The sequence below is a fragment of the Tidjanibacter massiliensis genome (genome assembly GCF_900104605.1).
In the GTDB taxonomy this organism is placed as follows: Bacteria; Bacteroidota; Bacteroidia; order Bacteroidales; family Rikenellaceae; genus Tidjanibacter; species Tidjanibacter inops.
Window position 1 is genome coordinate 2,011,958 of the sequence record NZ_LT629960.1, and the last position, 26,995, is coordinate 2,038,952.

The window sequence follows — 26,995 nt, forward strand, 5'->3', positions numbered from 1 at the left end:
TCATATGAAAAGATTTACGCTGGCCATCGTATTCGCATCCCTGCTGCTTGCGGGATGCAAGGACGAGTCGATAGATTTCGGAGGCGGCGGGAACGGGGAGACCGAGATGGGTTACCTCTCCCTGTCAGCCCTGGAGGTCGATGTCGCCAATTATGCGGAGGAGATAACTTCCGGTACGGGAGCCGGCGGGGCGCAGTCGTCCCGTGCGGCGGGTGCGACGTCCGATGCGCCGGGCGACTACAAGGTGAAGATACGGAGCGTCAAGAGCGGCGAGGAGTCGGTTTACACCTATGCCGACCTCAAGCTCGCCGGGAATCAGAAGCTGCCCCTTGCGCCGGGAGCGTATGTCGTGTCGGCCGAATCGCCTGACCATGCGAACTATATGGCGGGGACGTCGTGTGCGGATTGGGAGCGTCCCGTTTATTTCGGTTCCGTGACCAAGAATGTGATAAAACGGACGGAGACGCAGGTGAACGACCTCGTCTGTACGCTCGCCAACATCAAGACCACGGTGACGCTGACGCAGGACCTGCAGGAGCTCTTCATGAGCGATGCCGAAGCGGAGGCCGCCGGCAAGGAGAAATTGACGGTCACCCTGTCGGTCGGCGACAACCGGCTCGTTTTCGACCGTGCCGCCGCCGATGCGGGCAAAGCGGGCTATTTCAAGGCTGTGGAGGCATCGAATACCGTCAAGGTGGTGCTCTCCGGACAGTATAACAAGGCGGCGGCCGACGAAGCGCCGGAGTATGTCGCCGTGAACTGGACGAAAGAGATAACGGGCTGCAAGGCGGGGCAGTGGCGCAAGGTGTCGATAGGCGTGCTCAATGCCGACGAGGGCAACGTACAGTTCCAGGTGACCGTGGAGAACTGGGTGTATGACCGGAAGGTCGAGGTGGACGTCACGCAGTTGTATGCTTTCGGGGAGGAGACCATTCCGGACGACGATGTCTCCGATGCGGATTCGCCCGTCGTTACGCTCGACGGTTACGACATTGCGAACGGCTACGACATAAACGGTTCGATGTACGACGATGCGCTCGGCAAGTGGAACGAGAACCTGAAGGCGGTGTTCACGCCGGCCGAAGGAGCGTCGCTGTATTCGGTGGAGATGGTGTTCGGTTCCGACAATGCCGCCTTCCTGGAGGCGCTGGATGCTGCCGGCATACGGGATAGAACCGTAACGCTGTGGCCGGAAAATGAGGAGTTGGCTGCCTATGCGGTCGTGAGAGCGGCTGAAACCGGCGTCGTGACCGCCGCGGTGAAGGATGCCGGCATGTCGGCCCTGTATGGCTTTGAAGGGACGCATACCGTGAAGTTCGTGGCTGCGGACGATAGGGGACGCACCTCTTACACGGTACTCGCCATCCGGGTACGGGCCGGCGGTGCCGTCGCCGAGGGGCCGTCGGTCGTATGGACGGACAAGGCCGGGACGAAACATTACGATTTCGGTACCCGCTACAACCATAACGCCGTGGAGATTGTGATAGACGTGACTACGCAGAGCGCCTTTACCGGATTCACGGTCGATATCGTCAGCGAATCGGTGCTGCCGCCCTCCGAACTGACCGGGGTAGGACTGACCGACCACCTCGACCTGATAAATCCGGGACAGTACAAGGCGCAGCTCGAAGGCTTCGGATTCCCGACGGGTGCCGCGGTGACGGGGAGCAAGCGGGTTTCGTTCGATATTACCGGTTTCATGGACCTGCTGTCGCTGCTCAACCGGGAGGGAAACTGCGATTTCCGGCTGACCGTGACGGACGCTTCGGGTACCGTTACCAAAACCATCCAGTTGTACGTTGTGAAATAGGAGGGCCGTTCGGTAGAAAGAGATGAAGATGAGAAGATATATGAACCGTACGGCCGTGTCGCTGGCTGCTTGTGCCCTGTTGCTGGCCGGGTGCGTCAAGGATGCTCCTGTCGGTGAACGCGGTGGCGAGGGAGAGTGTATCCTGCAGCTCAGTGTGTCGCTCCCCGACCAGTCGCGGGCGGATGACGGAGCGTACGATGCACTCGCCTTGAGTACGATGCGCATTTACAGCCTTACGGACGACGGAGAGGGCGGCACCGCCGAAAACCTTATCCGTAAATACAGACCGGCTACGGAGGTGCCGACCGACCTCTATCTTGCGGCAGGCCGTTACAGGGTGGCGGTCGAGGCGGGCGACGGCAGCGAGGCCACCTTTACACGCAAGAGTTATGCGGGCGGGGAGACCTTTACGCTCGCGGCCGGCGACGTGAAACCGCTGCCGATAGTTTGCCGGATAACCAATATCGCCGTGAAGGTGGTGTTCGACGGGACGGTGGCCCAGCGGTTCGACGAAGGGTATCTCGCCTATGTGAGCGCCTCGGACGACTTCTCGAAGACGGATGCCGAGAACAGTCTCGTGCCGACGCTGAAATACACCTCCGACGGAACGGGTTATTTCCTCCTTCCGGAAGGGACGAAACACCTCAGTTGGGGATTCTACGGAACGAGTTCCGATGCCGACGTGTCGGCGAAGGGCACGAAGACGGGCCGGATAGAGTTACCGGAACCGGGGATGCAATATACCCTGACGTTCCGCTACTCCAAGGATGCCGACGGGGAGCTGACCGTCAACGTACAGGTGCGCGAGTGGGAGAGTTCGCACGACGACAACTTCAATTTCAGTCCCCAGCCGGCCGTCAGCGGCGACGGGTTCAACATCGGGGAGGTGACAGGATATCATACCGACCCGATTCGTTTCGCGATATCTTCGATAAATCCTCTCGCGGCCGTTGCCTTTACCGCCGGGGAAGAGTACTATGAGGTGATGGCCGGCGGCGAGGTCGTCGGCTCCGGAGCCGACGGAATCTCCTATTCCCGTACGGATGCATTCAACGGCGTGCTCACGCTCGACGGTGATTTCTTCGCCGGACTGCCGGCGGGCATCAATACGCTGGATTTCCTCGTGACCGATACGGACGGAAGCGAGGGCAAGGCTGCGGCGCGGATAGCGGTGGCCGGAGCGACGGGGCTCGTGTCGTCCGACCTCTGGTTCGGCACGGCGACGGCAGGGGCGGCCGTGACCGACCCCGGTGTCGTCTCCGTAAAGATACGTTACCGCGTGCAGGGCAGCGACGAGTGGACGGAAGCCGATGCTGTGCGGGGTGCCGACGGATATACCTATATGGCTGCCGTTTCGGGTATCGGAGCCGGCCGGCGCTATGAGTTCCGGCTCGTGACGGACGGTTCGGAGAGCGGACCGCTCGCAGTGGCGGATACCGAATACGGGGTGCAGCTGCCGAACGCCGGTTTTGAAGAGTGGCATCAGTCCGGCAAACCGTGGTATCCTTATGCCGCGGGCGGTACGGAGTTCTGGGGAACGGGCAATCCCGGTGCTACCACGGCGGGCGGGGAGTACAACCTGACGACGGGTGTGGAGGACCCCCGGCCCGGTTCGGAGGGGCGTCTTGCCGCAAAACTGGAGACCAAGAAGCCGAGTTTCTTCGGTATCGGCAAGCTGGCTGCGGGCAATCTCTTCGTGGGGTCGTTCGGCGCCGTTTCCGGTATGGGCGGTACGGTCAATATGGGGCGGCCGTTCGATTTCAATGCACGGCCCGCGGCGTTGCGGGTATGGTACAAATATACCCCGGTGGGAAGCGACAAGGGGAGAATATTCGTCTGTCTGGTCAATATGACCGACGGCAGCACCAGCCATACGGTGGATACGAACAATGCCGAAAAGACCGCTTTCTTGCCTGACGACGAATTTCTGTATGCCGACAAGAGCAACCCGTCGACGTTGCAAGGACACGTCATCGGCTACGGCGATTTGATGCTTGAAACGCAGGTAGGCGAATGGACGGAGGTGACCATACCGCTCGTTTACCGCGACAAGTACGCTTCGGAGCGGCCGAACGTGCTCATACTGACCGCTGCGGCAAGTTATAGGGGTGATTATTTCGAAGGGGAGGTGGGCAGTACCATGTTCCTCGACGATGTGGAATTCATCTATTAGCCCCGATGAACCGCCGCCTCTCCATCCTGTTGCTCCTCCTCTCCCTTGCGGGAGCGGAACGGTGTGCGGCGCAGGGTCCGGCCCTCTCCGGCAGCCCGTCGCGGCCGCAAAAGGAGATGCGCGGCCTGACGAGTCTCTCCAACGTCTTCGTGCCGAAAGGGCAGTGGGTGACGGGACTGAACGCCTCTTTTTCCACCCATGACAACAGCAACTATACGCTGGTCGTGATAGAGGGCATCGAATCGGAAGGCCATACCATCAAAATCTCTCCTTTGCTGGGATATGCCGTAGCGGACAATATGGTGGTAGGGGGCAAGTTCGGATATTCCCGCACTTTCCTCCGCCTCGACGGCGGCGGGTTCAGCATGGGCGGCGGGGATACGGGTATCGAACTGAAAGTCGATTCCTACTATGCGCTCAAGCATCTGTATGAAGGTTCTTTGTTCTGGCGGCAATACATCCCGTTCGGCGACAACAAACGTTTCGCCCTTTTCAGCGAGGTACAGTTGATACTGGGCGGGTCGCAGGCGAAGTTCGCCGCCGATACTCCGGTGAGGGGTACCTATGAAACCGGTTTTACGTGCGCCCTCAGCGTGACGCCGGGGCTCGTGGCTTTCGTGACCAACGCCATGGCGTTGGAACTCAACGTGGGGGTCATGGGCATTACCTACGAGAGCGTGAAACAGATACATAATCAGGTGGCGGTCGGCCGCCGGTCGGGCAGTATGATGAGTTTCAAGGTCAATCTGCTCTCCATCGGCCTGGGAATGGCGTTTTATCTTTAAATACGGAGAAAGAATGAGAGGAATGAGACGCTTTGCATGGATGGCTGCCGCCGCAATATGCGCCGCCGTTCCGTCTCTGGCTGCGGAGGGGCAGGCCTCCCTGCGCAGCTGCGGCATGCGTTCTGTCTGCGGTTTGAGCGGGATTTCCGCCCGCGATTCGCTGCGTACTTCCGTGCCGGCCGACAGGCGGTTCCTGCCGACCTCCCGGCGTATCGACCGGGGGATAAACGATATATGCTATGCCTACAAGGGCGAGATGGCGATAGGATTCGCGGCCTCCTACGGTACGCTGACGAGCGACGACACGGACCTGATGCTGATACTCGACGGCATCGACATGAAAGGCAGCGTGTTTACGCTCAACCCCTCGTTCGGCTACTTCATAAAGGACAACATCTGTCTCGGCGTCCGGTTCGGCTATACCCGGACGCAGGGGACGCTGGGCCATGTGTCGCTCAATCTCGGTTCGGCCAACGACATCAGCATGTCGCTGTCGGATGTCGGTTTCAAGAACCGGATGACCACCATGGGGGCGTTCATGCGCTCGTATGCGGGCGTGGACCCGAAGGGGCATTTCGGGCTGTTCGGCGAGCTGGAGCTGATGTTCCGCATGGGAACGTCGGTCTTCTCCTATGCGCCGGAGGGGGGCGTCAAGAGTACCGACGGCAGCAACATGCAGGTACGCATAGCCTTCAGCTCGGGCGTCGCGGTCTACATATTTCCCAATGTGTGCTGTACGCTGTCATTCGGGTTGGGCGGTTTCCAGTTCAGCAAAGTGAACCAGAAGGATGCTGCGGGCAATGTGACGGGCAGCCGGCAGGCTTCGAAGCTGTTGTTGCGCCTGAACCTCGCCGATATCAAGATAGGTTTGAATTTCCATCTTTAGAATTACGGTCAGAATGAAGAGATTCCGTCGATTGTTGCTGATGTTGCCGGTGCTGGCCGCCGTGTCGTGTATCCGGAACGACATTCCCTACCCTGTAGTCGTGCTGGAGATTCTCGGTGTGGCGGGGGAGGGCTTCACATGCGAAGCCTCCGATATCGATACGAAAAACAATATCGTTACGCTGCACCTCGCCGAAACCACCGACATAAGCCGCGTGCGTATCGACTCCATCGCCCTGACCGAAGGAGCGACCGCTTCCATCCCCCTGTCGGGCGAGTTTGACCTGCGGGCCGACCTGCCCGTGGTGCTGTCGCTCTATCAGGATTACGAATGGACGCTGCGGGCCGAACAGACGATAACCCGCGTGTTTACGGTCGAGGGACAGATAGGGGCTGCCGAATTCGATACCGACTTGCGCACAGCACGGGTGAATGTGCCGGAGGGTACCGACCTGAACGATATACGGGTGACGGAACTGAAACTCGGGCCGGAGGGTATCACGACCATGACGCCTGCCCCGGAGGAGCTGACCTCTTTCGAGACTTACCGCACCGTGGACATACGCTACCACGATTTCGAGGAGCGGTGGATACTCTATGTGGTTCCTACGGATATCAAGGTGGAACTTACCGGGACGGATGCCTGGACGCGGCTTGTCTGGCTCTATGCGCAGGGCAGGCCGGGTACTGCGCTCGGTTTCCGCTACCGTGTGCAGGGTGCCGGGGAGTGGAGCGAAGTGCCTGCCGAAAAGGTCGAGACGGAGGGCGGGACTTTCCGGGCCTGTTTGTCGGGCCTGGAGCCCCTGACGACTTACGAGGTGGTGGCCTATTCCGACGAGGAACTCTCCGCCGTGGAGACGGTGACGACCGGAGCGGAGGTGCCGCTCGTGAACGGCGGTTTCGAGGAGTGGTGTACGGAGGGCGGTATCGTCTATCCCGGTCTCTCGAAAGAGGGCATCTTTTGGGATACGGGCAATACGGGTGCGGCGATAGCCGGTGCGACGCTGACGGACAAGACTTCCGATGTGCGTCCCGGTTCCGACGGGCAGTATGCCGCGAAACTCGAATCGAAACTGGCCGGCATCGCCGGTGTAGGCCGTCTCGCGGCCGGTAATCTCTTCGTCGGGCGTTATGTCGCCACGCGGGGGACGAACGGCATCGTCGGCTTCGGACGTCCCTTCGCAGTACGTCCTACGGCACTGAAGGGATGGGTGAAATACCAGTGCGGGGAGATAACGGATGTCGGTACGACACAGCCGCCCGGCGTGACGCTCTCTAAAGGTAACCCCGACAACGGCATTATCTATTTCGCCCTCGGAACGTGGACGAAAGAGGAGTACGGCGTTTGCGAAAAGGAGGAGGGAGACAAACTGGTGGGAACCGACGAAGTGCCCATATGCGTGGATACCCGCGACAGGAATACTTTCTTCAGTCCTGACAGCCCTGCGGTGGTGGCCTACGGCGAACTGGTGCTCGACCGTTCGGTCACCGAGTGGCAGGAGTTCACGATAAAGCTCGATTACCGGGCGACGGATATCGTTCCCACGCATATCGTCCTCGTTTGCTCGGCGTCGCGGTATGGCGATTACTATACCGGGAGCCGCAACAGTATCCTGTGGGTGGACGATTTCGAACTGGTTTACGATGAATGAGGCGGATGGGAAACCTTTCCCGTGCAGGAACGATGAAAAAGGGCGGCATGGTTTTCGGCCATGCCGCCCTTCGTGCGCCGTATCCTCCGGCGGTGTGCCTCCGGACGGGTTATCTGATATCCGCCTGTTCGACCAGCGAGACGAATTCGGCCCGGTATCCGTGCGGGTCGCTGCCGACTCCTTTCCCGGCCAACTCCCGAACCATCGCCTTGTTCGCCGAACCGGCGTATTCCGATTGTTTGAGCAGCATGCCGAAACCGGCCACGGCCGCGGCGAAACGCATGTCGTCCGAGGCTTCCGTAATGGGTGCCGTTCCGGTCCGGACATTTTCGGAGAGAGGGATGCCCGTACTGCCTGCCTCCTTTTTGTAACGGACGTCGAATGAGGCCAGCGTCTCCTTTCCGTTTGCAGTCGGTACGATTTCGTAGAGCACCGTCACGCTCTGCCCGGCACCGATTTCCCCGGCATCCCTGTTATCGTTCTCGAACTCTTCGTCGTCCATCAGCCGGTTTTCATAACCTATCAGCCGGTAAGCGGCGACGGCCTTCGGGTCGAAGGTCACCTGTACCTTGCAGTCCCGGGCAACGGTGTGGAACCGGGAGCGTTCGTGGATGAATATCTTTTCGAGCTGAGCGAGGTTGTCGATGTATTCGTAGTTGCCGTTTCCGTTGTCGGCGAGCTGTTCCATCATCGAATCGTTCAGGTTGCCCGAACCCACGCCGAGTACGGTTAGGTAGATGCCCCGTTCGCGCTCTTGCTCCACCAGTGCCACCAGCTCCTCGGTGCTCGATATACCGACGTTGAAATCGCCGTCGGTACCTAAGATGATTCTGTTGTTGCCGCCGGTGACGAAGTAGCGGGATGCTATTTCGTATGCCGTTTTGAGGGCAGCCGCACCCGCCGTAGACCCTTCGGCACGGAGCGAAGCGATTACCTCCTTTATTTTCGTCTTGTTGGCCTCTTCGCACGAGGTGGAGTGCAGTACCACCTCTTCCCTGCCGGAATAGACCACGATGGCGATGTTGTCCGTGGGGCGGAGTACGTCCACCAGCATGGAGAATCCGGTTTTGAGCAGTTCGAGCTTGTCGATGGCCGCCATGGAGCCCGATACGTCTATCAGGAGAACATAGTTGGTCGGGGGAAGTCGGTCGTCGGGGATGGCTTTCCCCTTGATGCCGAGGCGCATGAGCAGATGTCCTTCGTGCCACGGACATGCTGCGACTTCATGGGTAAGTGCGATGTTTTGTCCTGCGGCGGGTTCCGGACAGTCGAACGTGAAATAGTTGAGGAACTCTTCGATTCGGATTGCGGCAGCCGGCGGATTCTGTCCGTGGTTGAGCCACCGGCGCATGTTGCTGTAGGAGGCGCCGTCGCAGTCTACCGAGAAGGTCGACACGGGAGCCTGCGATGTGTTTACGAAAGGATTCTCCCCGTAGTCGGTGTATCTGTCACCCGGACGGAAGGGCCTCTCGCCGGGGGCCGGTTCCGGAGGGAGAGTCCCGGGACAGTAGTCGTTTTGTTCCAGACTGCATGCAGTCGATGCCAGCGCTGCGACTACGGTCAAGGCCGGGAACAGCGTGCGTAACAGGGTTTGTTTTCTCATGGTTCTTCGGGTTTTAGGTTCTTTTTCCGTTAATAAGATGCGCGGGAGACAGGTTTTGTTGCATGGGTGCGGTATTTTTGCAGGTCGGTACCGTGAATGTTGGACGGGAATGGTGGTTTTTAGCAGGCAGTCGCTGTTTTTTATCGGAATCTTTCCCTGCGGGATGTTTTTTACGATTTTTTCGTTATCTTTAACGGGTGTAACCATTGTGGTACAGTCGGTGTGTCCGGGCGGCATCCGACGGTACGGTTTGCCTATGGCGGCTTTTCTTGATATTGCAAAAAGTTTTCCGGGCCTCGTGCGGGACGGTTTCCGCAGCATGCCTCTGGGGCGTACGTTGTGGTTCGTGGTACTGCTCAAACTCTTCATCATGTTCGCTGTCCTGCGGGCTTTCTTTTTCCCGAACTTCCTCAATTCCAATTTCGATACGGAGCGGGAGAAATCCGTTTATGTAGGCAACGAACTCGTGGAAAGAGGTAGATAACCGGGGGGACGGTCCGGTCGTCCCCGTATATATAGTAACCGTTAATCTGTTTCACAGATGGAATTCTTGACTGCTTCATTAGTAGGATGGTCGCGGGCGCAGTTCGCCATGACGGCCATGTACCACTGGGTTTTCGTCCCGCTGACGCTCGGACTGGGCATTATCATGGCGGTGATGGAGACTCTTTACGTACGGACGGGCAAGGAGGAGTGGAAGTCGGCGGCCAGATTCTGGATGCGGCTGTTCGGCATCAATTTCGCGTTCGGTATCGCAACCGGCCTCGTGCTCGAATTTCAGTTCGGAACCAACTGGTCCAATTACAGCTGGTTCGTGGGGGATATCTTCGGGGCGCCTCTCGCCATAGAGGCCATACTCGCCTTCTTCATGGAGGCTACTTTCATCTCGCTCATGTTTTTCGGATGGAAGAAGCTGAGCCGGGGGGCCCACCTTGCTTCCACGTGGCTCACGGTAGCCGGAGCCACCATTTCGGCGTTATGGATACTGGTGGCCAACGCTTGGATGCAGTATCCGGTCGGGATGGAGTTCAATCCCGATACCGTCCGCAACGAAATGCACGACTTCTGGTCGATACTGCTTTCGCCCGTCGCTGTCAACAAGTTCTGCCACACGGTGCTGTCGGGCTGGGTGCTCGGGGCCCTCTTCGTGACGGGCATCAGCGCGTGGTTCCTGCTCCGCCGGAGGAATACCGATTTCGCCGTCAGGAGCATGAAGGTTGGGACGGTGTTCGGGGTAGTCGCTTCGCTGCTTGTCATCGCAACGGGACACATGTCGGCTTATAACGTAGCTCATCACCAGCCCATGAAATTGGCGGCCATGGAGGCTCACTACGAGGGATACGAAGGGGTCGAGCTGATAGGCGTGGGCATCATCAACCCGCAGAAGAAATCGTGGGACGACGGCGTGCAGCCCGTGGTGGGGCGTATCGCCTTCCCCAAGATGCTCTCCTTCCTCGGTTTCTCGGATTTCAACGCTTTCGTGCCCGGTATCCGGGATATCATCGAAGGGGGGTACGAACTGCCGGATGGGGAGACGGCTCTTTCCTTCGAGGAGAAACGGGCCCGCGGCAGGCTCGCCATACAGGCCCTGGCCGATTACCGCACGGCGGTCGAGGCCGGCGACGATGAGGCGGCGGCCCTTTACAAGGAGGAGCTGCGCCGCAACTACGCCTACTTCGGTTACGGCTACCTCGAAACTCCCGAAGACCTCATTCCGCCGGTCGGGCTGACTTTCTATTCGTTCCGCATCATGGTCATCCTCGGCATGTGGTTCATCCTGCTCTTCCTGGTGGCCGGATTCTTCGTATGGAAACGGGATATCGCCCGGCAGCGCTGGCTGCTGTGGGTGGCGCTGCTCACCATTCCGCTGGGTTATCTGGCGGGCGAATTCGGTTGGGTAGTGGCCGAGGTCGGGCGGCAGCCGTGGGCCATTCAGGATATCCTGCCCGTACAGGCGGCCATATCGAGCATATCGGCCGAGTCGGTACGGCTTACTTTCTTCATCTTCCTCGTCCTCTTTACGGCGCTCTTCGTGGCCGAGGTGCGCATCATGCTGCGCCAGATAAAGAGGGGGCCCGTGGAGGAGATGGCCGCGGGTACTACGGATATTGACAAACAGGAAAAATAGACGGTCATGATAACATACGCTTTTTTACAACATTACTGGTGGTTCCTCATATCGCTGCTCGGCGGACTGCTCGCGTTCCTGCTCTTCGTGCAGGGCGGCCAGTCCATGCTCTTCTCGCTTCCGGGGAACGACGGCCAGAAGAAAGTCATGCTCTCGGTACTGGGCCGCAAGTGGGAATATACCTTCACCACGCTCGTCACCTTCGGCGGCGCTCTGTTCGCCTCCTTTCCGCTCTTTTATTCCACGAGTTTCGGCGGCGCGTACTGGCTCTGGATGCTCATCCTCCTGTCGTTCGTGCTGCAGGCGGTTTCATACGAGTTCCGTTCCCGGCCCGGCAACGTGTTCGGGACGAAGACGTACGACATCTTCCTTTTCATCAACGGCCTGCTCGGTACGCTGCTTGTCGGCGTCGTGATAGGGACGTTCTTTACGGGGTCCGACTTTACGGTGGCCAGAGACAACATCACGACGGTCGGAGCTCCGGTGATAAGCCGTTGGGGAAACGCATGGCACGGGCTGGAGTCCATCGCGAATCTCCGCAACCTCTGCCTCGGTGCGGCGGTGCTCTTCCTTGCACGGACGCTCGCCCTGCTGCTCTTCATCAACCGGGCCGGCGACGAGGAGCTGCGGGCACGGTGCCGGCGCGGCCTGTGGTACAATGCCCTGCCTTTCGTCGTCTTCTTCCTCGTGTTCGTGATATGGACTTTCCTCGGCAGCGGGTATGCGGTGAATTCCGCGACGGGCGAGGTGTTCATGCAGGAGCATAAATATTTCCTGAACATGGTGGAGATGCCTGCCGTCGGCATCGCATTCGTGCTGGGCGTAGCGGGCGTGCTGTACGGCATCGTCGTTTCGCTCGCCTGCGCAGATGTCCGTCACGGGATATGGGCTGCGGGCATCGGGACGGTCGTGACCGTCACCTGTCTGCTGCTGTGCGCGGGTTACAACGGGACGGCCTTCTATCCCTCTTCTGCCGACCTGCAGAGTTCGCTGACCATCTTCAATGCCTCGTCGAGTTTCTTTACCCTGAAGGTGATGTCGGTGGTGTCGCTGCTCATCCCCTTCGTGCTCGCTTACATCGTGTACGCATGGCGTTCGCTCGAAAAGAGGCGTGCGACGCTGGAGGATGCCGAGAACGACGGGCATCCGTGATGCCTTGCGGCGGTATTGCCGTTATGTATATGAAAGGGGGGCGCCCGACGGGCGCCCCCCTTTCCTGTCCGTTCCGTTGCTGTGCGGCCCGTGATTGGGAAGGCGGATGAAGGGATGTTTTTTTGTGCCGGTGCGTTTTTTTCGTACCGCTGCCCCGTCTCGGCGGCATATTTGCAGGGATAAAGCCGGGGACTGCGGTGCGGTCTCCGGGACAAGACAGATATTAACCAAATATTTTACTGTATTATGAAACGGAAATTGGTAGCCGTGTTGGTGATTGCCGCTGCGGCGGCAGCCTGGCCGCAGGGTGCGGAGGCCTGTACGGGCATTACATTGAAGGCCAAGGACGGTGCGTACGTTGTGGCACGCACGATAGAGTGGGGCGGCAGTAACCTGAACAGCCGCTATGTGGTCGTACCCAGAGGGTATTCCCAGCATTCCTATACGCCGCAGGGTACGGACGGCATGGAATTTACCGCACGTTACGGCTATGTGGGTATGGCGGTCGAGCAGGAGGAGTTCGTGGCCGAAGGACTGAACGAAGCGGGACTCTCCGCAGGGTTGTTCTATTTTCCCGGTTACGGGCGTTATGAGGCGTTCGATGCCTCGAAGAAATCCTCCAGCATCGCCGATTTGCAGCTCGTGCCGTGGATATTGGGCAGTTGTGCGACCGTAGAGGAGGTAAAGGCCGCAGTGGGAAAGGTGCATGTGGTCGCTATTTATCCCGACGCTTCGACCGTACACTGGCGCTTTGCGGACGCTTCGGGCCGCCAACTGGTGCTGGAGATAATCGACGGCGAACCGATATTCTATGAAAACGAACTCGGCGTACTGACCAACTCCCCCGGATTCGAGTGGCAGCTTACCAACCTGAACAACTATGTCAATCTCTATCCCGGTGCCGCTCCTTCCCAGATGCTCGGCGCTCTTCGGCTGAGTCCCTTCGGGGCAGGCAGCGGTTTCCTTGGTATTCCCGGCGACATCACGCCCCCGTCGCGCTTCGTCCGGGCGGCTTTCTACCAGACCTCTGCACCGGAGCAGGCTACTGCTGCGGACGCTGTGACGCAGTGTTTCCATATTCTGAACAATTTCGATATCCCGATAGGCATTGAGACCGATCGGGGCGGCAAACCGACGGATATTCCGAGCGCGACGCAGTGGACGGCGGTCACCGACGTGAAGAACCGGGTGATTTATTACCGGACGATGTACGACAGCAACATCCGGGCGTTCGACCTTCGTTCGATAGATTTCGCTGCGATATCCTACCGTTCCGAACCGCTCGACAAGACGGCGGAACAGCCCGTGCAGTTCATCCGGGTGCGTTAACGGCTTGCGAAGAGATATATGACAGGAGAGGGGAAACGGTCGAAACCGTTTCCCCTCTCCTGTCTTTCGTGCGTGCCGGTTATCGGCCGTTGGGAATCTCGCACTCCATGCCGCCGGCTGCGGCCATCGTCGCCAGGCGGTGCACCACTTTGGTGCGGCAGACGAGCGCCGCACGGTAGGCATGCCAGTTGGCAATCGGCTGGCGTGCGACGCCGGAGTCGATAGCGGCTTGGGCCACTGCACAGGTTACCTCGGTGATAAGCCTCGGGTCGAGGGCCTTCGGGATGAGGTATTCGCGGCCGAAGTCGATGTGTTCCTTGTTGTAGGCGGTCAGCACCATGTCCGGTACCGGTTGTTTGGCGAGTTCGGCCAGTGCGTGTACGGCGGCTACCTTCATCTCCTCGTTTATCTTGCGGGCCCGCACGTCGAGCGCTCCGCGGAAGATGTAAGGAAAGCCGAGCACGTTGTTCACCTGATTGGGGTAGTCGGAACGGCCGGTGGCGAAGATGATGTCGCCGCGCGACTCCATGGCGTTCTCGTAGGATATTTCGGGATTAGGATTGGCGAGTGCGAAGACAATCGGATTCGCGGCCATGGAACGTACCATGTCGGGTGTGAGTACGTCGGCGACCGAGAGTCCGAGAAATACGTCGGCTCCTTTCAGCGCCTCTTCGAGCGTGCGGATGTCGCGGTCGGTCGCGAACCGGGCCTTCATGCCGTCCAGGCCCGGCCGGTCGCGCCTTATCACCCCTTTGCTGTCGCACATGACGAGGTTGTCGGGCTTTACGCCGAGTGTGATGTACATCCTGGAGCAGGAGACGGCGGCGGCTCCTGCACCGTTCACCACGACCCGAACGTCGCCTATCTTCTTTCCGGCCACCTCCAGCGCATTGAGCAGGGCTGCGGCGGAGATAATGGCCGTGCCGTGCTGGTCGTCGTGCATCACGGGGATGTCGAGTTCGCTGCGCAGCCGCTCTTCGATGACGAAACACTCCGGGGCTTTGATATCCTCCAGGTTGATGCCGCCGAAGGTGGGAGAGATGTTCTTGACCGTCCGGATGAATTCGTCCGCGTCGTGCGTATCCACCTCGATGTCGAAAACGTCTATGTCGGCGAATGTTTTGAAAAGCAGTCCTTTTCCTTCCATGACGGGTTTGCCGGCCAGCGCTCCGATGTCGCCCAGACCGAGTACTGCCGTTCCGTTGGAGATGACGGCCACCAGATTGGTCTTCGAGGTATATTTGTATGCGTCCTCGGGGTTCTTCTCTATTTCGAGGCACGGATAGGCTACGCCGGGGGAGTAGGCCAGCGACAGGTCGCGCTGCGACCCGAACGGTTTGATGGGGATGACTTCGAGTTTGCCGGGCCGGCCCTCGGAATGGTATTTCAGGGCAGCCTCTTTCAGTTTTGTATGCTCTTTCTTCATGGTCGTTTCCTTTCTCCGGTCTTCCGCAGTGTGCGGAAACCGGCGCAAATCTACCAATTATTCTCCGGATTTTCATATAGCGTTCCGTACTCCCCTTTCCGTGCGGTACCTTCCGCCTGTCCGTACGGTTTTCCGGTTCGCAGGTATGGCCGTTGCGGAATGCTCCGTACATTCTGTACTCCTCCCGTCAGGGGGGCCGGCGCCTTTTCCGGGCATTTTTCCCGCTTCTCCGCAGGAGAAAGAGGCGTGGCGTCGATAGCGTCGGACGGGGACAGTGTCCGAAAATTCCGAAGCATATATGGAAAATACTCAATCGTAATTATGAATTGTGAGTGATGTCGGCGAACCGACTGTCGGCAGGGACAAGGATGTTGCAGGGGTGTTTTGCGGGGAGCATGCTGCGAAGCGGTGCCGTCCATGCGGGGCTCGGCCCGAAAGAAGAGGACGATGTTTTAACGGCTTGACCGTATGCCGTAACCGGATGGGAGGGACGGCAAACCCGGCCAACCGTTTCGGAATGTCTTTCCGAACGGCCCCTGTACTGTGCAGCGCTTGGTACGATACCGGTCCGTACGGTAAAACCACCCTATTTGCAGCTCTCCCGCATTCGCTATTAAACGTTGGATAAAACGTTGATTTTCACATGCAAAGATAAACATGAAAAACTATTTATACATAGAAAAAGACTAACATTTTTTCAACCAAAAACATAAGGGGCCTGTTTGCCCTCTCTATTCAAGTTTATAGAGAGCTTTTTTCGACATACCTTTTTTATCCAACGTTTAAATCGTGATATTTTTCGTTTAATGTCTTGTTAATGAGCGATTTATATTTCGATTAAGCGATGGAGCGTTCGGTTGTACCCGTAATTGCCGGACAGGAGGGCGGCAGGGAGGCGGGTGGGCGGACGGTTCTGAACTGATAAAAAAATGGATGTATGAGAAAATTTGCCTTGTTGCTTCTTCTCGGAACGATGCTGGGGGCGGGGAGCGCGGTCGCACAGAAGGTGGCGGTAAAAACGAATATTCCCTATTGGGCAACGACCACTCCCAATTTGGGATTCGAATTCGGGCTGGGTGCGCGGACGACGCTCGATATAAGCGGCGGATACAATTTCTGGACGCTTAACCGGGAGGCTAACCGTAAGATTAAGCATTTCGTGGTGATGCCGGAGGTCCGTTGGTGGCTTTGCGAACGTTTCAACGGGCATTTCTTCGGTCTGCATGCCGGTTACACCGAATATAACATCAGCAACGTGCGTATCCCGTTTCGGCCGGCCTCGTCGAAAGACCACCGTTACCAGGGGTGGGGGGCCGGCGTGGGCATCTCCTACGGATATTCATGGATTATAGGCCGCCGGTGGAACCTGGAGGCGACGGTAGGTGTGGGATATGTCTATACCGACTACGACAAATACGACTGCGTGACCTGCGGAACCTTTCGCGGTACCAATACCAAACACTACTTCGGCCCGACGAAGATAGGCATTTCGTTCGTCTACATAATTAAATAATAATACGATAAAGCGATGAAATACAGATACTGCACACTTCTGCTGATATTGGCGTGCTGCTCTGCGGCGGCGCATGCCCAAAAGAGCGGAAAGGAGATTACCTATCTTCCTGCCGTCGAAATCCGCGACGGGGCGGTCGAGAAAGAGGCCCGCGAGGTACGCCTGACGATGACGGTGGACCTGAGCGAAATGCGGCTCCGAACGCAACACACGATGGCGCTGACACCCGTGCTCGTGTCGCGCGACGGCAGCCGGGAGGCCGCCTTTCCGCCGATTGTGGTGGACGGTAAGACGCGAAACAATGTGTATCTGCGTGCCCGGCGCCTCGAAAGCGTGGAGCTGCCGCCCTATCACGACGGTGAAGCGCAGGTAATCATCCGGCGCCGCAACGGCAGGGAGCAGATTTACGATTACGCCGCCTCGTTGCCCTACCAGCGCTGGATGCTCGAAGGGCGTATCGAAATGCGCGAACAGGTGTACGGCTGCGTGAATTGCGGCGAAGGCGAGGCGGAAGCGCTGCTGATGCCCCGCGTGCTGCCGGAGTTCATACCGGAGTATCGTCTCGATACCATCGCGCCGGAGCCGGAACCGGTGAAGGTGCGTGCAGAGACGCGTACCGCACGCCTTCAGTTCCGCCAGGACAGTTACCGGATAATACCCGACTACAAGAACAACCGGGCCGAGCTCGATACCGTATCCAACTCCATCCGGCTGGTGAAGGAGAACGACGACGTGAAGATAACGGGCATCTTCATCACCGGTTATGCCTCGCCCGAAGGCAGCGAGGCGCATAACCTCACCCTGTCGGAGAACCGTGCCAAGGCGTTGGCCGATTACATCCGCCGTCACGATGCGATAGAGGCCGACATGCTCCATGTCGCGTGGATGGGCGAGGACTGGGAGGGACTCGTACGTGAGCTCGACAACTATCCGGAACTGCTCGGACGCGACCGGATTCTGGAACTTATCGAACGGTATCCCGACAACCGCGATTACTGCGACCTCCAGTTCCAGAGACTTCAGCCTGCGGAGATATACCAGCGGCTGCTGAACGAGGTCTACCCGGCCCTGCGCCGCAACGAATACCGTATCGAATACAATGTCCGCAACTTCAATATCGAGGAGGCCCGCCGGATGGTGCGCGAACGGCCCGACCTGCTGAGCCTTACCGAAATGTACAAGGTGGCCGCCTCCTACGGAAAGGGTACCCCCGGATACGAGGAGGTGATGGCCGCTGCCGCCCGCTGTTTCCCCTATGAACCGGCGGTGCTGAACGACCGGGCATTGGATGCCATGGCGGCGGGACACTATGCCGAAGCCGTGGAACTGCTCGAAGGAGTGGCTTCCGCCGATGAACCCGTGCTGCTCAACACGCTCGGTGTCGCATACGCCGGTGCCGGCGAACCGTACAAGGCCGAAAGCGCTTTCCTGCGCGCCTCGGAAGCGGGCTGCAGGGATGCGGCCCATAACCTGCAGCAGGTGCGCGGTGTGATAGACCAACTTTGATTCTCCCGATACACGGACTGAAAATTCATTTTAATTAACCTTTAAAACAAAAAGAGTATGAAACTTGGAAACATTGTGCTGGCAGGTGCAGCCCTGACCGTGGCGTTGGCTTCCTGCAGCCAGAAAGAGGAAGGCGTCGCAGTATCCGGCAATCCGAAAGCGGTGACCGTATCGTTCGCCAATGTCACCCGTTCGGTCGGCGACAAGGTGGATAAAGACAAGACCGCCCTGTACGAGGATTTTTACGTACTGTTTACCGACGATGCCGGTAAAATCTACAAGGGAAAGAGTGCGGACCTTACCACGGATGCACCCATCTATTTCGCCAATGCGGCCGCAGCGGGCGATATGACTTTCCACCTGCTCGACAACAGCGTGAAAAAGGTGTATGTAATCGCCAACCCGACCGATGAGATTAAGACCGCAGCCGATGCGGCGACCGGTATCAATGAAATCGAAAGCGTTGTCGTGGCTGCCGCAGCACAGCAGAGCGTCAATCCCAACGACAATGCCGACCTTGTGCTCTACGGCGTATGCGAATCGCTGGTAGATGCGGGTACCGCCGATGACAAGGGCCATGAGGATTATTATACGGCAGCCGTGAACATCAAGCCGCTGGTAGCACGTATCCAGATAGGTGCCTTCACCTGCGACTTCACCGATACGGAAGGCATCACGGCCTACGACATCGAGCAGGTGGCTCTGAACAACTACTATACGACCTGCACCCTCGGCGGTACGCCGGGCGGCCTGAACAATACGCCCATCACCGGTAACGTGTTCGATTTCTTCGCCGATGCCGACAGGCCTGCGTGGAGTCACGATGAGGCGACCATCCATCTGGACAACAGCGACGTGGAAGGTGGCAGCAACACGCATGCGTTGGCCGATGACGCGAATTTCTGTTACGACATCTTCCCCGGTGTGACGCCTCAGCTCCTCGTACAGCTCAACGATACGACCGATGCGGGCAGTCCCGTTCCCTACTATCTGGCAACGGAAGGATTCAGCGGTCTGAGCGACAATACCTTCAAGGCAGGTTACATCTATAATGTGAACTTCTCGTTCAAGTGGAACGACCCGCTGACTCCGGAGAAGTGCATTACCGTGAATGTGACCGTCGAGCCGTGGACGGTGGAGGCGATTACGCCTGAGTTCTAATTCATCCGATTTATCACGGAAGCGGGAACGTTCCGCCTCCCGCTTCCGTTTTTTCCATTACGTAAACATACAAGGACTTATATGAAATTGGGGAATACTGTTTTCTGCCTGTTGCTGCTCGGAGGGCTCTCCACCTCTTGCATACGCGAGGATTTGAGCGACTGCTTCAGCACCAATACGCTGCTGCTGAGCTATAAGGGCGATGGAGAGACCGAGATTTTCGGCGACAAGATTTGTCGGGTCGAAATGTATGTTTTCGATGCGGAGAACCGTTGCGTTGCCAACGGCGTGCTTCCCCCGAACGAAGTGGAGGCACGGGCGGCGAAACTGCCGCAGCTGAAGCCCGGAGACTACCGTATCGTCTGTCTGGGCAATACCCACCATACGCAGGTGGACAACGTCGCTTCGTGCGATTTCAGCCGGATTACCTTTGCCGACGGCGGCTATTTCGCCGGGGAGACCGTTTCCGGCAACGATTCGCTCTATTATGCGACCACGCCCTTTACGGTGGAACCTTTCACCGGCAGGGAGGACGACAACAAGACACGGCTCGTCGAGTTCGCCAGCTCGCACTACGACGTATCGGTCGAGGTAGCCGGTATTCCCGATGCAGGAATGAATGCTGCGGCCGCTTCGATGCCGACACTTGAGATTTGCGGTGTATCGCCCTGCACCGACTTTGAGAACCGCGCTTGCGGAGAGGCGACGGATTATCTGCTCGAAACCGAATACGACGGCGGCAGCAATCTGTTGACCGCACGCACTAATATAATGCGCCATACGGACCATTCGCAGGTGGGCGTCTGTCTGCGTTCCCCCGACGGCAGGACGCTGCTGGCGGAGGTCAATCTGGCCGAGTTCCTGGCCGAAAACCCGGTCATCGACTGCTCCCGCAACGAAGTGCTTATCCCCATACGCATGGAATTCGTATCGGGGAAGGTGGTCGTGACCGTTCCGGAATGGTACATAGAGGATGTGAAACCCGAATTTTAAGGAACGATAATTATGCGAAGAATAGGATTTATCTTGTTTGTTTCCCTGTTGGCCGGTGCCTGCTGCGCCGCCCTGGCCGGATGTGCGAAGGGCGAGGGGCCGGTGTCCGGCGAGGAAATCAACGTGGCGGTACAGGTGAACGTGGATGCCCGTGCGGTGGAGAGTACGGACGGTACGCCGACTGCCGCGGAGGCGGAGCTGCACTCGCTCCGCGTCTACGCCTTCATCGGCGACGAGCTGGTCGGATACTATTTCAATGACGCGGAGATAGCCGATTCGTTCCTTATGGAGATGGCCGTGCGTTCGCTCTCGATGCAGACCGTCGACTTCTATGTGATTGCCAACGAGGCCGCCATGGTGAAGCCCGGTTCGTCGGAAAACCTGACGGAGGATACCCCCAGGAGTGTGCTCGATTCCTATACCTTTACCGCGCTCGATACGGCGAACGGTCTCCCGATGTTTTACCGGGACCGGGTGGAGATAGATGTGGCGACCGATGCCGACGATAACCCGCAGACCCTGCCCGGACATGCAGGGCATACGCTGCTGAAGCAGGAGCTCGATGTCCCGCTGCGGCGCCCCGTCGCCAAACTCGGTGTCTTTGCGGCCAAGGAGGCCGGCGAATCCGCCGCTCTGACCGTCACGGGACTGACCTTGTTGAAGGAGGGTACCCGGATGTACAACTACCTGATGCCGCAGAACGAAACCGTACTCGGGAGCATCGGGACCATGTCGGAGGATATCCTCCTTTCGGCGGCGAACGGCGAGGTGACGGCGGCGCTTGCGGAGGACATTTCCGATGCCGAACGCAAGAATCCGGAGAACTATACCCCCGTGCTGGCCGTTCCCTTCTATCCTTTCGAGAATCCGTTCGGAAGCGGCGACTGGAGCCTGCCCGACGCAGAGGGCCGGGGCAACGTGCTTCGGATAGACTATACGTTCGGCGGAGAGGTACGTTCGGGGACGGTTTATCTGCCGCCGATGCTCCGGAACCACTACTATGCGGTGTGCTGCCTGATGCGGAACGACGGAAAGATTGCCGTGGAGTATCTCGTGGCCGACTGGGACGACGCACCCGCATGGGACGATATGGAGTTCGCCTATCCGACCTATGACAATCCGCTCATGCCCTTGTCGGGCAGCGTGGCGGATATGAAGAATCCGACGGTCTATTGTTCCCTTAACGATACCAATCCGGAGGCCGGCGACTTCTCCGTGAGGTTCCGCATGACGGCGCCGGCCCAGCAGGAGTGGAAAGCCACCCTGATGGATGCTTCGCCGGCCGATTTCGAGGTCAGGGTTTATCAGGGCGGCGAGGAGGTAACGAATCCTACGGCCTCGGAGGAGTGGTACACGATTACCGTACGGGCACTGAATCCCGATATGGTGGGGCAGACGGTGCGGCTCGGCATCGCCATCACGCCGACCTGGCTGGCTCCGGGCGAGACCACCCTGTTGCTGATAAACGGACTGACGGACGCCATTGCGTGGCCCGACAGCGGCAATATGCCGGAGTATATTGAGATAGAGCAGATTCCCAATCCGAACGATTAACCGAATGAAACGATGAAGACAGTATTGTATCGTATTGCCTGCTGTGCGGCTGCCGTTATGCTGGCGGCCTGTAGCAAAACGGGTGACCTTCTTCCCGGCTGCGGGTCGGGCGACAACATCGTTCTCGATGTGTCGTCGGCGGGGGCCGTCAGCCGTGCGGAGGCGTCGGGCGCCGAAGTCGCCGTCAGCCATATCGACGTGCTCATCTTCGCCGGCGACGAGACCAAGGTGGTCCATGAACGCGTGACGGGAGCGGCTGCCGCCGGCGGAAAGATAATCCTTTCGGCAAAGCGCAGCAGTTTTGCCGAAAATGTCGGATATTGGGTATATCTCGTCGCCAACAGCACCGAGGAATCGGAGGCCTTCGATGCACTGACCAACCTGAACGGGCTGAAGGCCATGCAGCAACGGGACCCCAACATACACATGACCGGTATCGCCAGCCTGCCCGACATACCGCAGACCTTCCTGATGGACGGGATTGCCTATACGGGCGACAGCGAACCGGCATCGCCTGCCGCAGTGGTACTCAACGACGGCGATGCGTCGGCCGATACCGAATTGAAGGCCATGCTGAAGCGTGCGGCGGCAAAGATAGTGGTGAAGATACGGAAAGGAGAGAAGGTGGAGTTCAGCAACGAGTCCGGCGCAGGTGAAGCCGGATATTACCTGCGCAACATGCCCTATACCACGTCGGTCATCTCCGGCGTCGATGCCGATGCCGAGCTGTGGACGCCGGGACGCAACGCCTCCTCCTATTTTCACTGGACGGCCGATGTCGTGACCGTGACCGCTTACGCATACAGCCATGACTGGGCGAACCAGAGTGCGCTGGAGAAGGAGACGCGCCTTATCGTGAACGTGCCGCTCTATCCGCTGGACAAAGAGGGCAACCGCGGCGAGTTCCAGCCGAGGAGCTATTACCAGATACCCGTCAGCAAATCCAAGAACCTGCTGCGCAACCATTGCTATCAGGTGGCCGTTACGGTGAATGCGGCGGGTGCGACCGACCCTTCGGAGGCGCTCGAACTCGGTCCTGTCGAATATTCGGTGAGCGAGTGGGACGAAGAGACGATAGACGTGGGAGGCGGGACGGAACATCCGATATATCTGACCGTGAATACCGACGAGATGGAGATGTATAACATCGAGGCGGATACCGCCACGCTTCGTTTCGCCTCCTCGTCGCAGGTCGGGGTGGAGGTACTTCGTGCCTATTTCATCAACAAGTTCGGACAGGAGGAAGCGGTGGACCGGGATATCTTCGATGCCATCCGGGCGACCCCCGCCGAGGGGCTTACCGGCAATATCGACGTGTACAGTCCGCTGCCGCTCAACAATGCCGTGCGTTACATTGAGCTGGAGGTGACCAATACCGACGGGGCTACGCCGCGTACCGTCATCGTCGAGCAGTATCCGCTGGAGTACATCACCAATATCCAGGGATGGTACTCCTACCGCTCCGATTTCGGCGGTACGACCTACGAGCTGATAAACGGAGAGCCGGTCGATAATCCCTACGATTCCGATAACCGCCTCAACGGAAACGATGACCGCATCGTGGCCGTCGGAGGATGGAACAACGGGACGGGCAGTTGGAGGAACTATTATCAACGGGGCGGGTCGAATTCGTCCTATTTCTTCACCTCCAAGGTGGCCGAACAGATTACTTCTGGGAACAATCGGGGCAAGTCCAACATTTACTATTACTCTTGGGACGAGTCGGAGGAGAATGTCGGGTCTTGGTGGAGGCCTCGTTATGAGTACAGCTACGAGATAGCTACCACCGGTTTGTTTACACCCGGCAACGCCCGCATGTACCATGTACGGATTACCGCCTCGTCCGGCGACTATACCGTGGGGAGGCCGCGCATGAGCGACGGCGTGACCGACCCGGGTACCGACAACGAGGTGATGGTGTCCCCGTCCTTCATGGTCGCGTCGCAGTTGGGGGCGACCTTCTCTCCCACGCAGGAGAGTGCGGCGAGCCACTGCAAGGAGTATGTGGAGGTGTACCGCGACCCCGAAACGAACGAGGTCGTCCATCTGGACGACTGGCGTCTCCCCACCAGGGCGGAGATAGGGGTCATCATCGAGTTCCAGTACCGAGCGAATGCGGCGATGGACGAGGTGCTCGCCGGCCCGGAGTACTGGAGCGCGAACGGCATCGTCGAGAATCCGAAGGCCACTCAGGCGGGTTCTGCGGCAATCCGCTGCATCCGGGATGCTTACGACGGCGGGAAATGAATTGTGAAAGGCAATTAAAATCGAGAGATATGACAAGGAGAATACGCTATGCGGCCCTGCTTGGTGCGCTGTTTCTGGCCGCCGCCTGCCAGCGGGAGGAGTGGCCGGCGGACGGGGGAATGTCGGCGTCGGACGGTTATGTGACCCTGCGTGCGGGGGTCGAGATACCCTCCATGCCCGAGGTGGTGACGAGGTCGGTGGACCCCGACGGACTGGATGTGCAGACCATGACGCTGTTCTGTTTCGATTCGTACGGGCTCTTCATATCGACCGCCGATGCGGAACTGGACAGGCAGGGCGATATGCAGGGTTCGCTTACCGCCCGTGTACCGGAGAATACGCGGACGATACATTTCATCGGGAACCAGAATATGCAGGATTTTGCGGAGGACAGTTTCCGCAACAAGTCCGAGGCGGAAGTCATGGCCGTACTGGAGGGTTCCGCGGGCAAGATGATATATTGGGCCCGTTTCGCATGTGCGGCAGGAGACAACCGGAAAATCGACGAGCAGATGCAGGGCAGTACCATCGTCCTCGTACGCAACCAGGCGAGGGTGTCGGTGCTGAATCCTACGGGCAACGGTTTCCTCGAAGTCACCGGTTTCGTGGTCTGCAATACGAATGCCTACGGGACCGTGGCCCCCTGGCATCCTCAGGAGGGGTTCGTATGGCCCGGTACCGAGCCTTTTATAACGCTTCCGCAGAACAGGGCGGTGGTGAGCGACATCATGGACGTGCGCACCGCTTCCGACCAGTATGTCTTCGAGAGCGAGAATGCTTCGGACAATCCCGTGAGCGTCATCCTTCGTGGGCATCTGCCCAGTGAGGATACCGACCTCTATTACCGTGTCATGCTCATCGACGACGAGGGAGAACAGGTGTTGATACGCCGTAATTGCCATTACCGGTTGAACATAGCCGGCACGCTTTCCTACGGACAGCCCGACTTCGTCAGCGCGCTGGAGGCGCCCGCCACGAACAACGTCTGGGTCTCCATATCCGACGAGGTGAATGAGGTGGAGGACCAGAACTACATCCTGGCCGTGGCGAAGACGAGCTATGTGCTCGGTGAGGAGGAGACGGGCGATTCCTATACGCTCTATTATACCGTGACCGGCAAGAACGGTACGCGGATAACCGAAGCCGACCTCCCCTCGGTGACGTGGCTGGACGGTAACAAGGTGGGGGGCATGAACGTGGGAAACCGTTTCGCCCGCATCGAAAACAATACGGTCGGCTACGGCGAGATAACCGTGAATCTGCTCCGGATGGGGGAGAATGACAAACTGGAGGGTACGCTGCTCGTGAAGAAGGGGCGTCTGCAGCGGAAAATCAAGGTGATAACGGTCAAGACGCAAAAGTTCGAACCTGCATGGGTGGGAACGCAGGTTTACGGCCACAATATCGGCGAGCACGTGACGCTGATGTTCACGATTCCGGAGAGCTGTCCGCAGGAGCTGCTTCCGCTGCGCGTACTGATTTCCACCAACGACCTCGACGTGCGTCATGAATCCGGAATGGACCTGCCGCTCGTTTTCAAGGGCGAAGAGGGCTATGGCGAGCTGGACAACGAGTGGGGCTATAAATATGTTTACACGGCCCGGCAGACCGGTGTGCAGCGCGTCTATTTCGAGAACGTCCTCCTGCAGGGGGAAGGACATGTCGGCGATGTGATGCTGGAAGCGAATTTCTTCGACGAGTTGACCAAACAGGTCGTATTCGCCGACCACCAATTCTCCATTACGGTCTCCGGACTGAATGAATACAACAACCTGCCCGGCGGCGATTATGCGGAGGACGACGTGATACTCTACCGTCTGGTACCGCAGAAGAAGGGGGCCAACGTGCAGTTCGATATGCAGATGATGAACAACGGCGAGCAGCCTGCACAGCCTGTCAATGCCGGGGACAGGGACGAATTCCTGCTCTATTCCCAGAATCTGAACTATTACCTCGACGACGAGACGGACAAGGCGGGTGTTGCCGAATTTGACTGTACGTTTTATCCGATAGATGAGGAGTCCTGGGGAAGCGGGGGCCGCGTGCATATGTTCATGCCGAAGAGGCCCCAGAAACCTGCGTCCGAAACGGGCAGGTATGCCATCTACATGTACACCAACCGCGCGCAGAGCGCCGAAGTGGTACGTATCGCCTCCAACCAGCCCGGGTCGTCTTCTGGGTACCCCGGTAACGGAGGAGCGCCCTACGAGGGAAATGCCTATCGGTCGGTGACGTTCGAGCTGGCCAACTACAATCCGTTCCGCTTCGCGGCCCGGGTGAACGGAGAGGGAACCGATACCTCGGGAGCGGAGGAGGAGACCGTGACGCCGCTGTCGTGGACGTACCGTCCGCAGCAGCAGGTGGATATCGAGCTGGATGTGACGAGCTTCGCCGGTTCCGACGGCAAGTCCGTAGACCCCTTCGGGGAGCCGTTCGAGATATATATCGACGCTCCGATGCTCGAGATAGACGAATCGAGGCTGGCCGAGTGCAACCTGACGGACGGGAAGCTGAAGGCCGACCCGTCGGTTCCGGGAAGATTCATCTATACGGTGGATGCGCAGAGAAGTACGGAGCGTACCTTCGGCACGGGCAGTGCGCTGAAAAAGGACGGAACGCTCCTCGACAACGGCGGCTCCGTAGACCAGGCGGGTGAACGGAAGCGGCTGCCTTTCCTTACCGGCGAAGTGGTGAGTGCCGGCGACATCACCGTCAGCTCCGACGAGGAGATGGTCGTATTCTTCCGGAAGACCTTCCGTGTCACGAACGAGTCCATCCGGGGTATCATTCGGTATAATGACAACGGGGTGATGCGCGACGTGCCGCGGAATGCCTTCGTCTCCTTTGAACGCGTCAGCAACGGCACGCGGATAGGCTCCATGACGATTACGGCCGACGGAGAGTACGAACTGCGCCTGCGCAAGGAGTATGCCTTCAACTGGTACACCGACCCGATAGGGGTATATTATCGGGACGGAGAGGGGAATACATGGCATGCGGACGTGACCAGCCTGGCCGACCTCTTCGACGATACGGCCATCGAAATGAGGCTGGAGGAGGGCAATTGACGACATGCGG

Annotated in this window: 17 protein-coding genes and 1 pseudogene; 16 read left to right on the forward strand and 2 right to left on the reverse strand. The window is 58.6% G+C overall.

Annotation, left to right across the window (positions count from 1 at the left end; genetic code table 11):
- Positions 1 to 4 precede the first annotated feature (4 nt).
- Genes BQ5361_RS09530 through BQ5361_RS09550 form a run of 5 tightly spaced genes read left to right on the forward strand, consistent with a single transcriptional unit; the run spans position 5 to position 7,305 of the window.
- Complete coding sequence (locus BQ5361_RS09530) at positions 5 to 1,810, forward strand: DUF4493 domain-containing protein (RefSeq protein WP_035471169.1); 1,806 nt, start codon at positions 5 to 7, stop codon at positions 1,808 to 1,810.
- 28 nt (positions 1,811 to 1,838) lie between these two features.
- Positions 1,839 to 3,983, forward strand: a complete 2,145-nt coding sequence (locus tag BQ5361_RS09535) for a PCMD domain-containing protein (protein WP_257587965.1) — start codon at positions 1,839 to 1,841, stop codon at positions 3,981 to 3,983.
- A gap of 5 nt (positions 3,984 to 3,988) precedes the next feature.
- Positions 3,989 to 4,768, forward strand: a complete 780-nt coding sequence (locus BQ5361_RS09540; protein ID WP_022064215.1) for a hypothetical protein — start codon at positions 3,989 to 3,991, stop codon at positions 4,766 to 4,768.
- Positions 4,769 to 4,790: 22 nt separating this feature from the next.
- On the forward strand, positions 4,791 to 5,654 hold the full coding sequence (locus BQ5361_RS09545) for a CD225/dispanin family protein (protein ID WP_154822285.1): 864 nt from the start codon (positions 4,791 to 4,793) through the stop codon (positions 5,652 to 5,654).
- A 13-nt stretch (positions 5,655 to 5,667) separates the two neighbouring features.
- Positions 5,668 to 7,305 carry a PCMD domain-containing protein gene (locus BQ5361_RS09550; protein WP_035471166.1) on the forward strand — a complete coding sequence of 546 codons (1,638 nt, stop codon included), beginning with the start codon at positions 5,668 to 5,670 and terminating at the stop codon, positions 7,303 to 7,305.
- Between the two features lie 109 nt (positions 7,306 to 7,414).
- Here the strand turns inward: BQ5361_RS09550 and BQ5361_RS09555 are convergent, their stop codons facing one another.
- The gene (locus BQ5361_RS09555) at positions 7,415 to 8,908 is read right to left on the reverse strand and encodes a vWA domain-containing protein (protein WP_052130918.1); all 1,494 of its coding nucleotides are present in this window, start codon (positions 8,906 to 8,908) and stop codon (positions 7,415 to 7,417) included.
- A gap of 256 nt (positions 8,909 to 9,164) precedes the next feature.
- On the opposite strand from BQ5361_RS09555, the gene BQ5361_RS09560 reads away from it, so the two are divergent.
- From BQ5361_RS09560 to BQ5361_RS09575, 4 genes are all read left to right on the forward strand, one after another.
- Positions 9,165 to 9,392, forward strand: coding sequence for a DUF4492 domain-containing protein (locus tag BQ5361_RS09560; protein ID WP_046445840.1), 228 nt, complete (start codon positions 9,165 to 9,167; stop codon positions 9,390 to 9,392).
- Positions 9,393 to 9,449: 57 nt separating this feature from the next.
- Complete coding sequence (locus BQ5361_RS09565) at positions 9,450 to 11,036, forward strand: cytochrome ubiquinol oxidase subunit I (RefSeq protein ID WP_035471163.1); 1,587 nt, start codon at positions 9,450 to 9,452, stop codon at positions 11,034 to 11,036.
- A 6-nt stretch (positions 11,037 to 11,042) separates the two neighbouring features.
- Complete coding sequence (locus BQ5361_RS09570) at positions 11,043 to 12,188, forward strand: cytochrome d ubiquinol oxidase subunit II (RefSeq protein WP_022064221.1); 1,146 nt, start codon at positions 11,043 to 11,045, stop codon at positions 12,186 to 12,188.
- Positions 12,189 to 12,434: 246 nt separating this feature from the next.
- Positions 12,435 to 13,517, forward strand: a complete 1,083-nt coding sequence (locus tag BQ5361_RS09575; protein ID WP_035471160.1) for a linear amide C-N hydrolase — start codon at positions 12,435 to 12,437, stop codon at positions 13,515 to 13,517.
- A 175-nt stretch (positions 13,518 to 13,692) separates the two neighbouring features.
- Here BQ5361_RS09575 and BQ5361_RS09580 read toward each other — a convergent pair.
- A pseudogene (locus BQ5361_RS09580) lies at positions 13,693 to 14,943 on the reverse strand (malic enzyme-like NAD(P)-binding protein); the annotation flags it as partial.
- Positions 14,944 to 15,880: 937 nt separating this feature from the next.
- On the opposite strand from BQ5361_RS09580, the gene BQ5361_RS09585 reads away from it, so the two are divergent.
- The 7 genes from BQ5361_RS09585 (at position 15,881) to BQ5361_RS09615 (ending at position 26,985) form a co-directional block, all read left to right on the forward strand.
- On the forward strand, positions 15,881 to 16,456 hold the full coding sequence (locus BQ5361_RS09585) for a DUF3575 domain-containing protein (RefSeq protein ID WP_035471159.1): 576 nt from the start codon (positions 15,881 to 15,883) through the stop codon (positions 16,454 to 16,456).
- Positions 16,457 to 16,471: 15 nt separating this feature from the next.
- On the forward strand, positions 16,472 to 17,962 hold the full coding sequence (locus BQ5361_RS09590; protein ID WP_035471157.1) for a DUF3868 domain-containing protein: 1,491 nt from the start codon (positions 16,472 to 16,474) through the stop codon (positions 17,960 to 17,962).
- A 57-nt stretch (positions 17,963 to 18,019) separates the two neighbouring features.
- The gene (locus tag BQ5361_RS09595) at positions 18,020 to 19,123 is read left to right on the forward strand and encodes a hypothetical protein (protein WP_035471154.1); all 1,104 of its coding nucleotides are present in this window, start codon (positions 18,020 to 18,022) and stop codon (positions 19,121 to 19,123) included.
- 81 nt (positions 19,124 to 19,204) lie between these two features.
- A complete protein-coding gene (locus BQ5361_RS09600) occupies positions 19,205 to 20,116 on the forward strand; it encodes a FimB/Mfa2 family fimbrial subunit (protein WP_022063100.1) in 912 nt (303 codons plus the stop codon).
- Between the two features lie 12 nt (positions 20,117 to 20,128).
- On the forward strand, positions 20,129 to 21,670 hold the full coding sequence (locus BQ5361_RS09605) for a fimbrial protein (RefSeq protein ID WP_035471150.1): 1,542 nt from the start codon (positions 20,129 to 20,131) through the stop codon (positions 21,668 to 21,670).
- 12 nt (positions 21,671 to 21,682) lie between these two features.
- The gene (gene fimD / locus BQ5361_RS09610; protein ID WP_035471147.1) at positions 21,683 to 23,917 is read left to right on the forward strand and encodes a fimbrial tip adhesin FimD; all 2,235 of its coding nucleotides are present in this window, start codon (positions 21,683 to 21,685) and stop codon (positions 23,915 to 23,917) included.
- 29 nt (positions 23,918 to 23,946) lie between these two features.
- Entirely contained in the window at positions 23,947 to 26,985 is a 3,039-nt protein-coding gene (locus tag BQ5361_RS09615) for a hypothetical protein (protein WP_035471141.1), read from the forward strand.
- Positions 26,986 to 26,995: the final 10 nt, after the last annotated feature.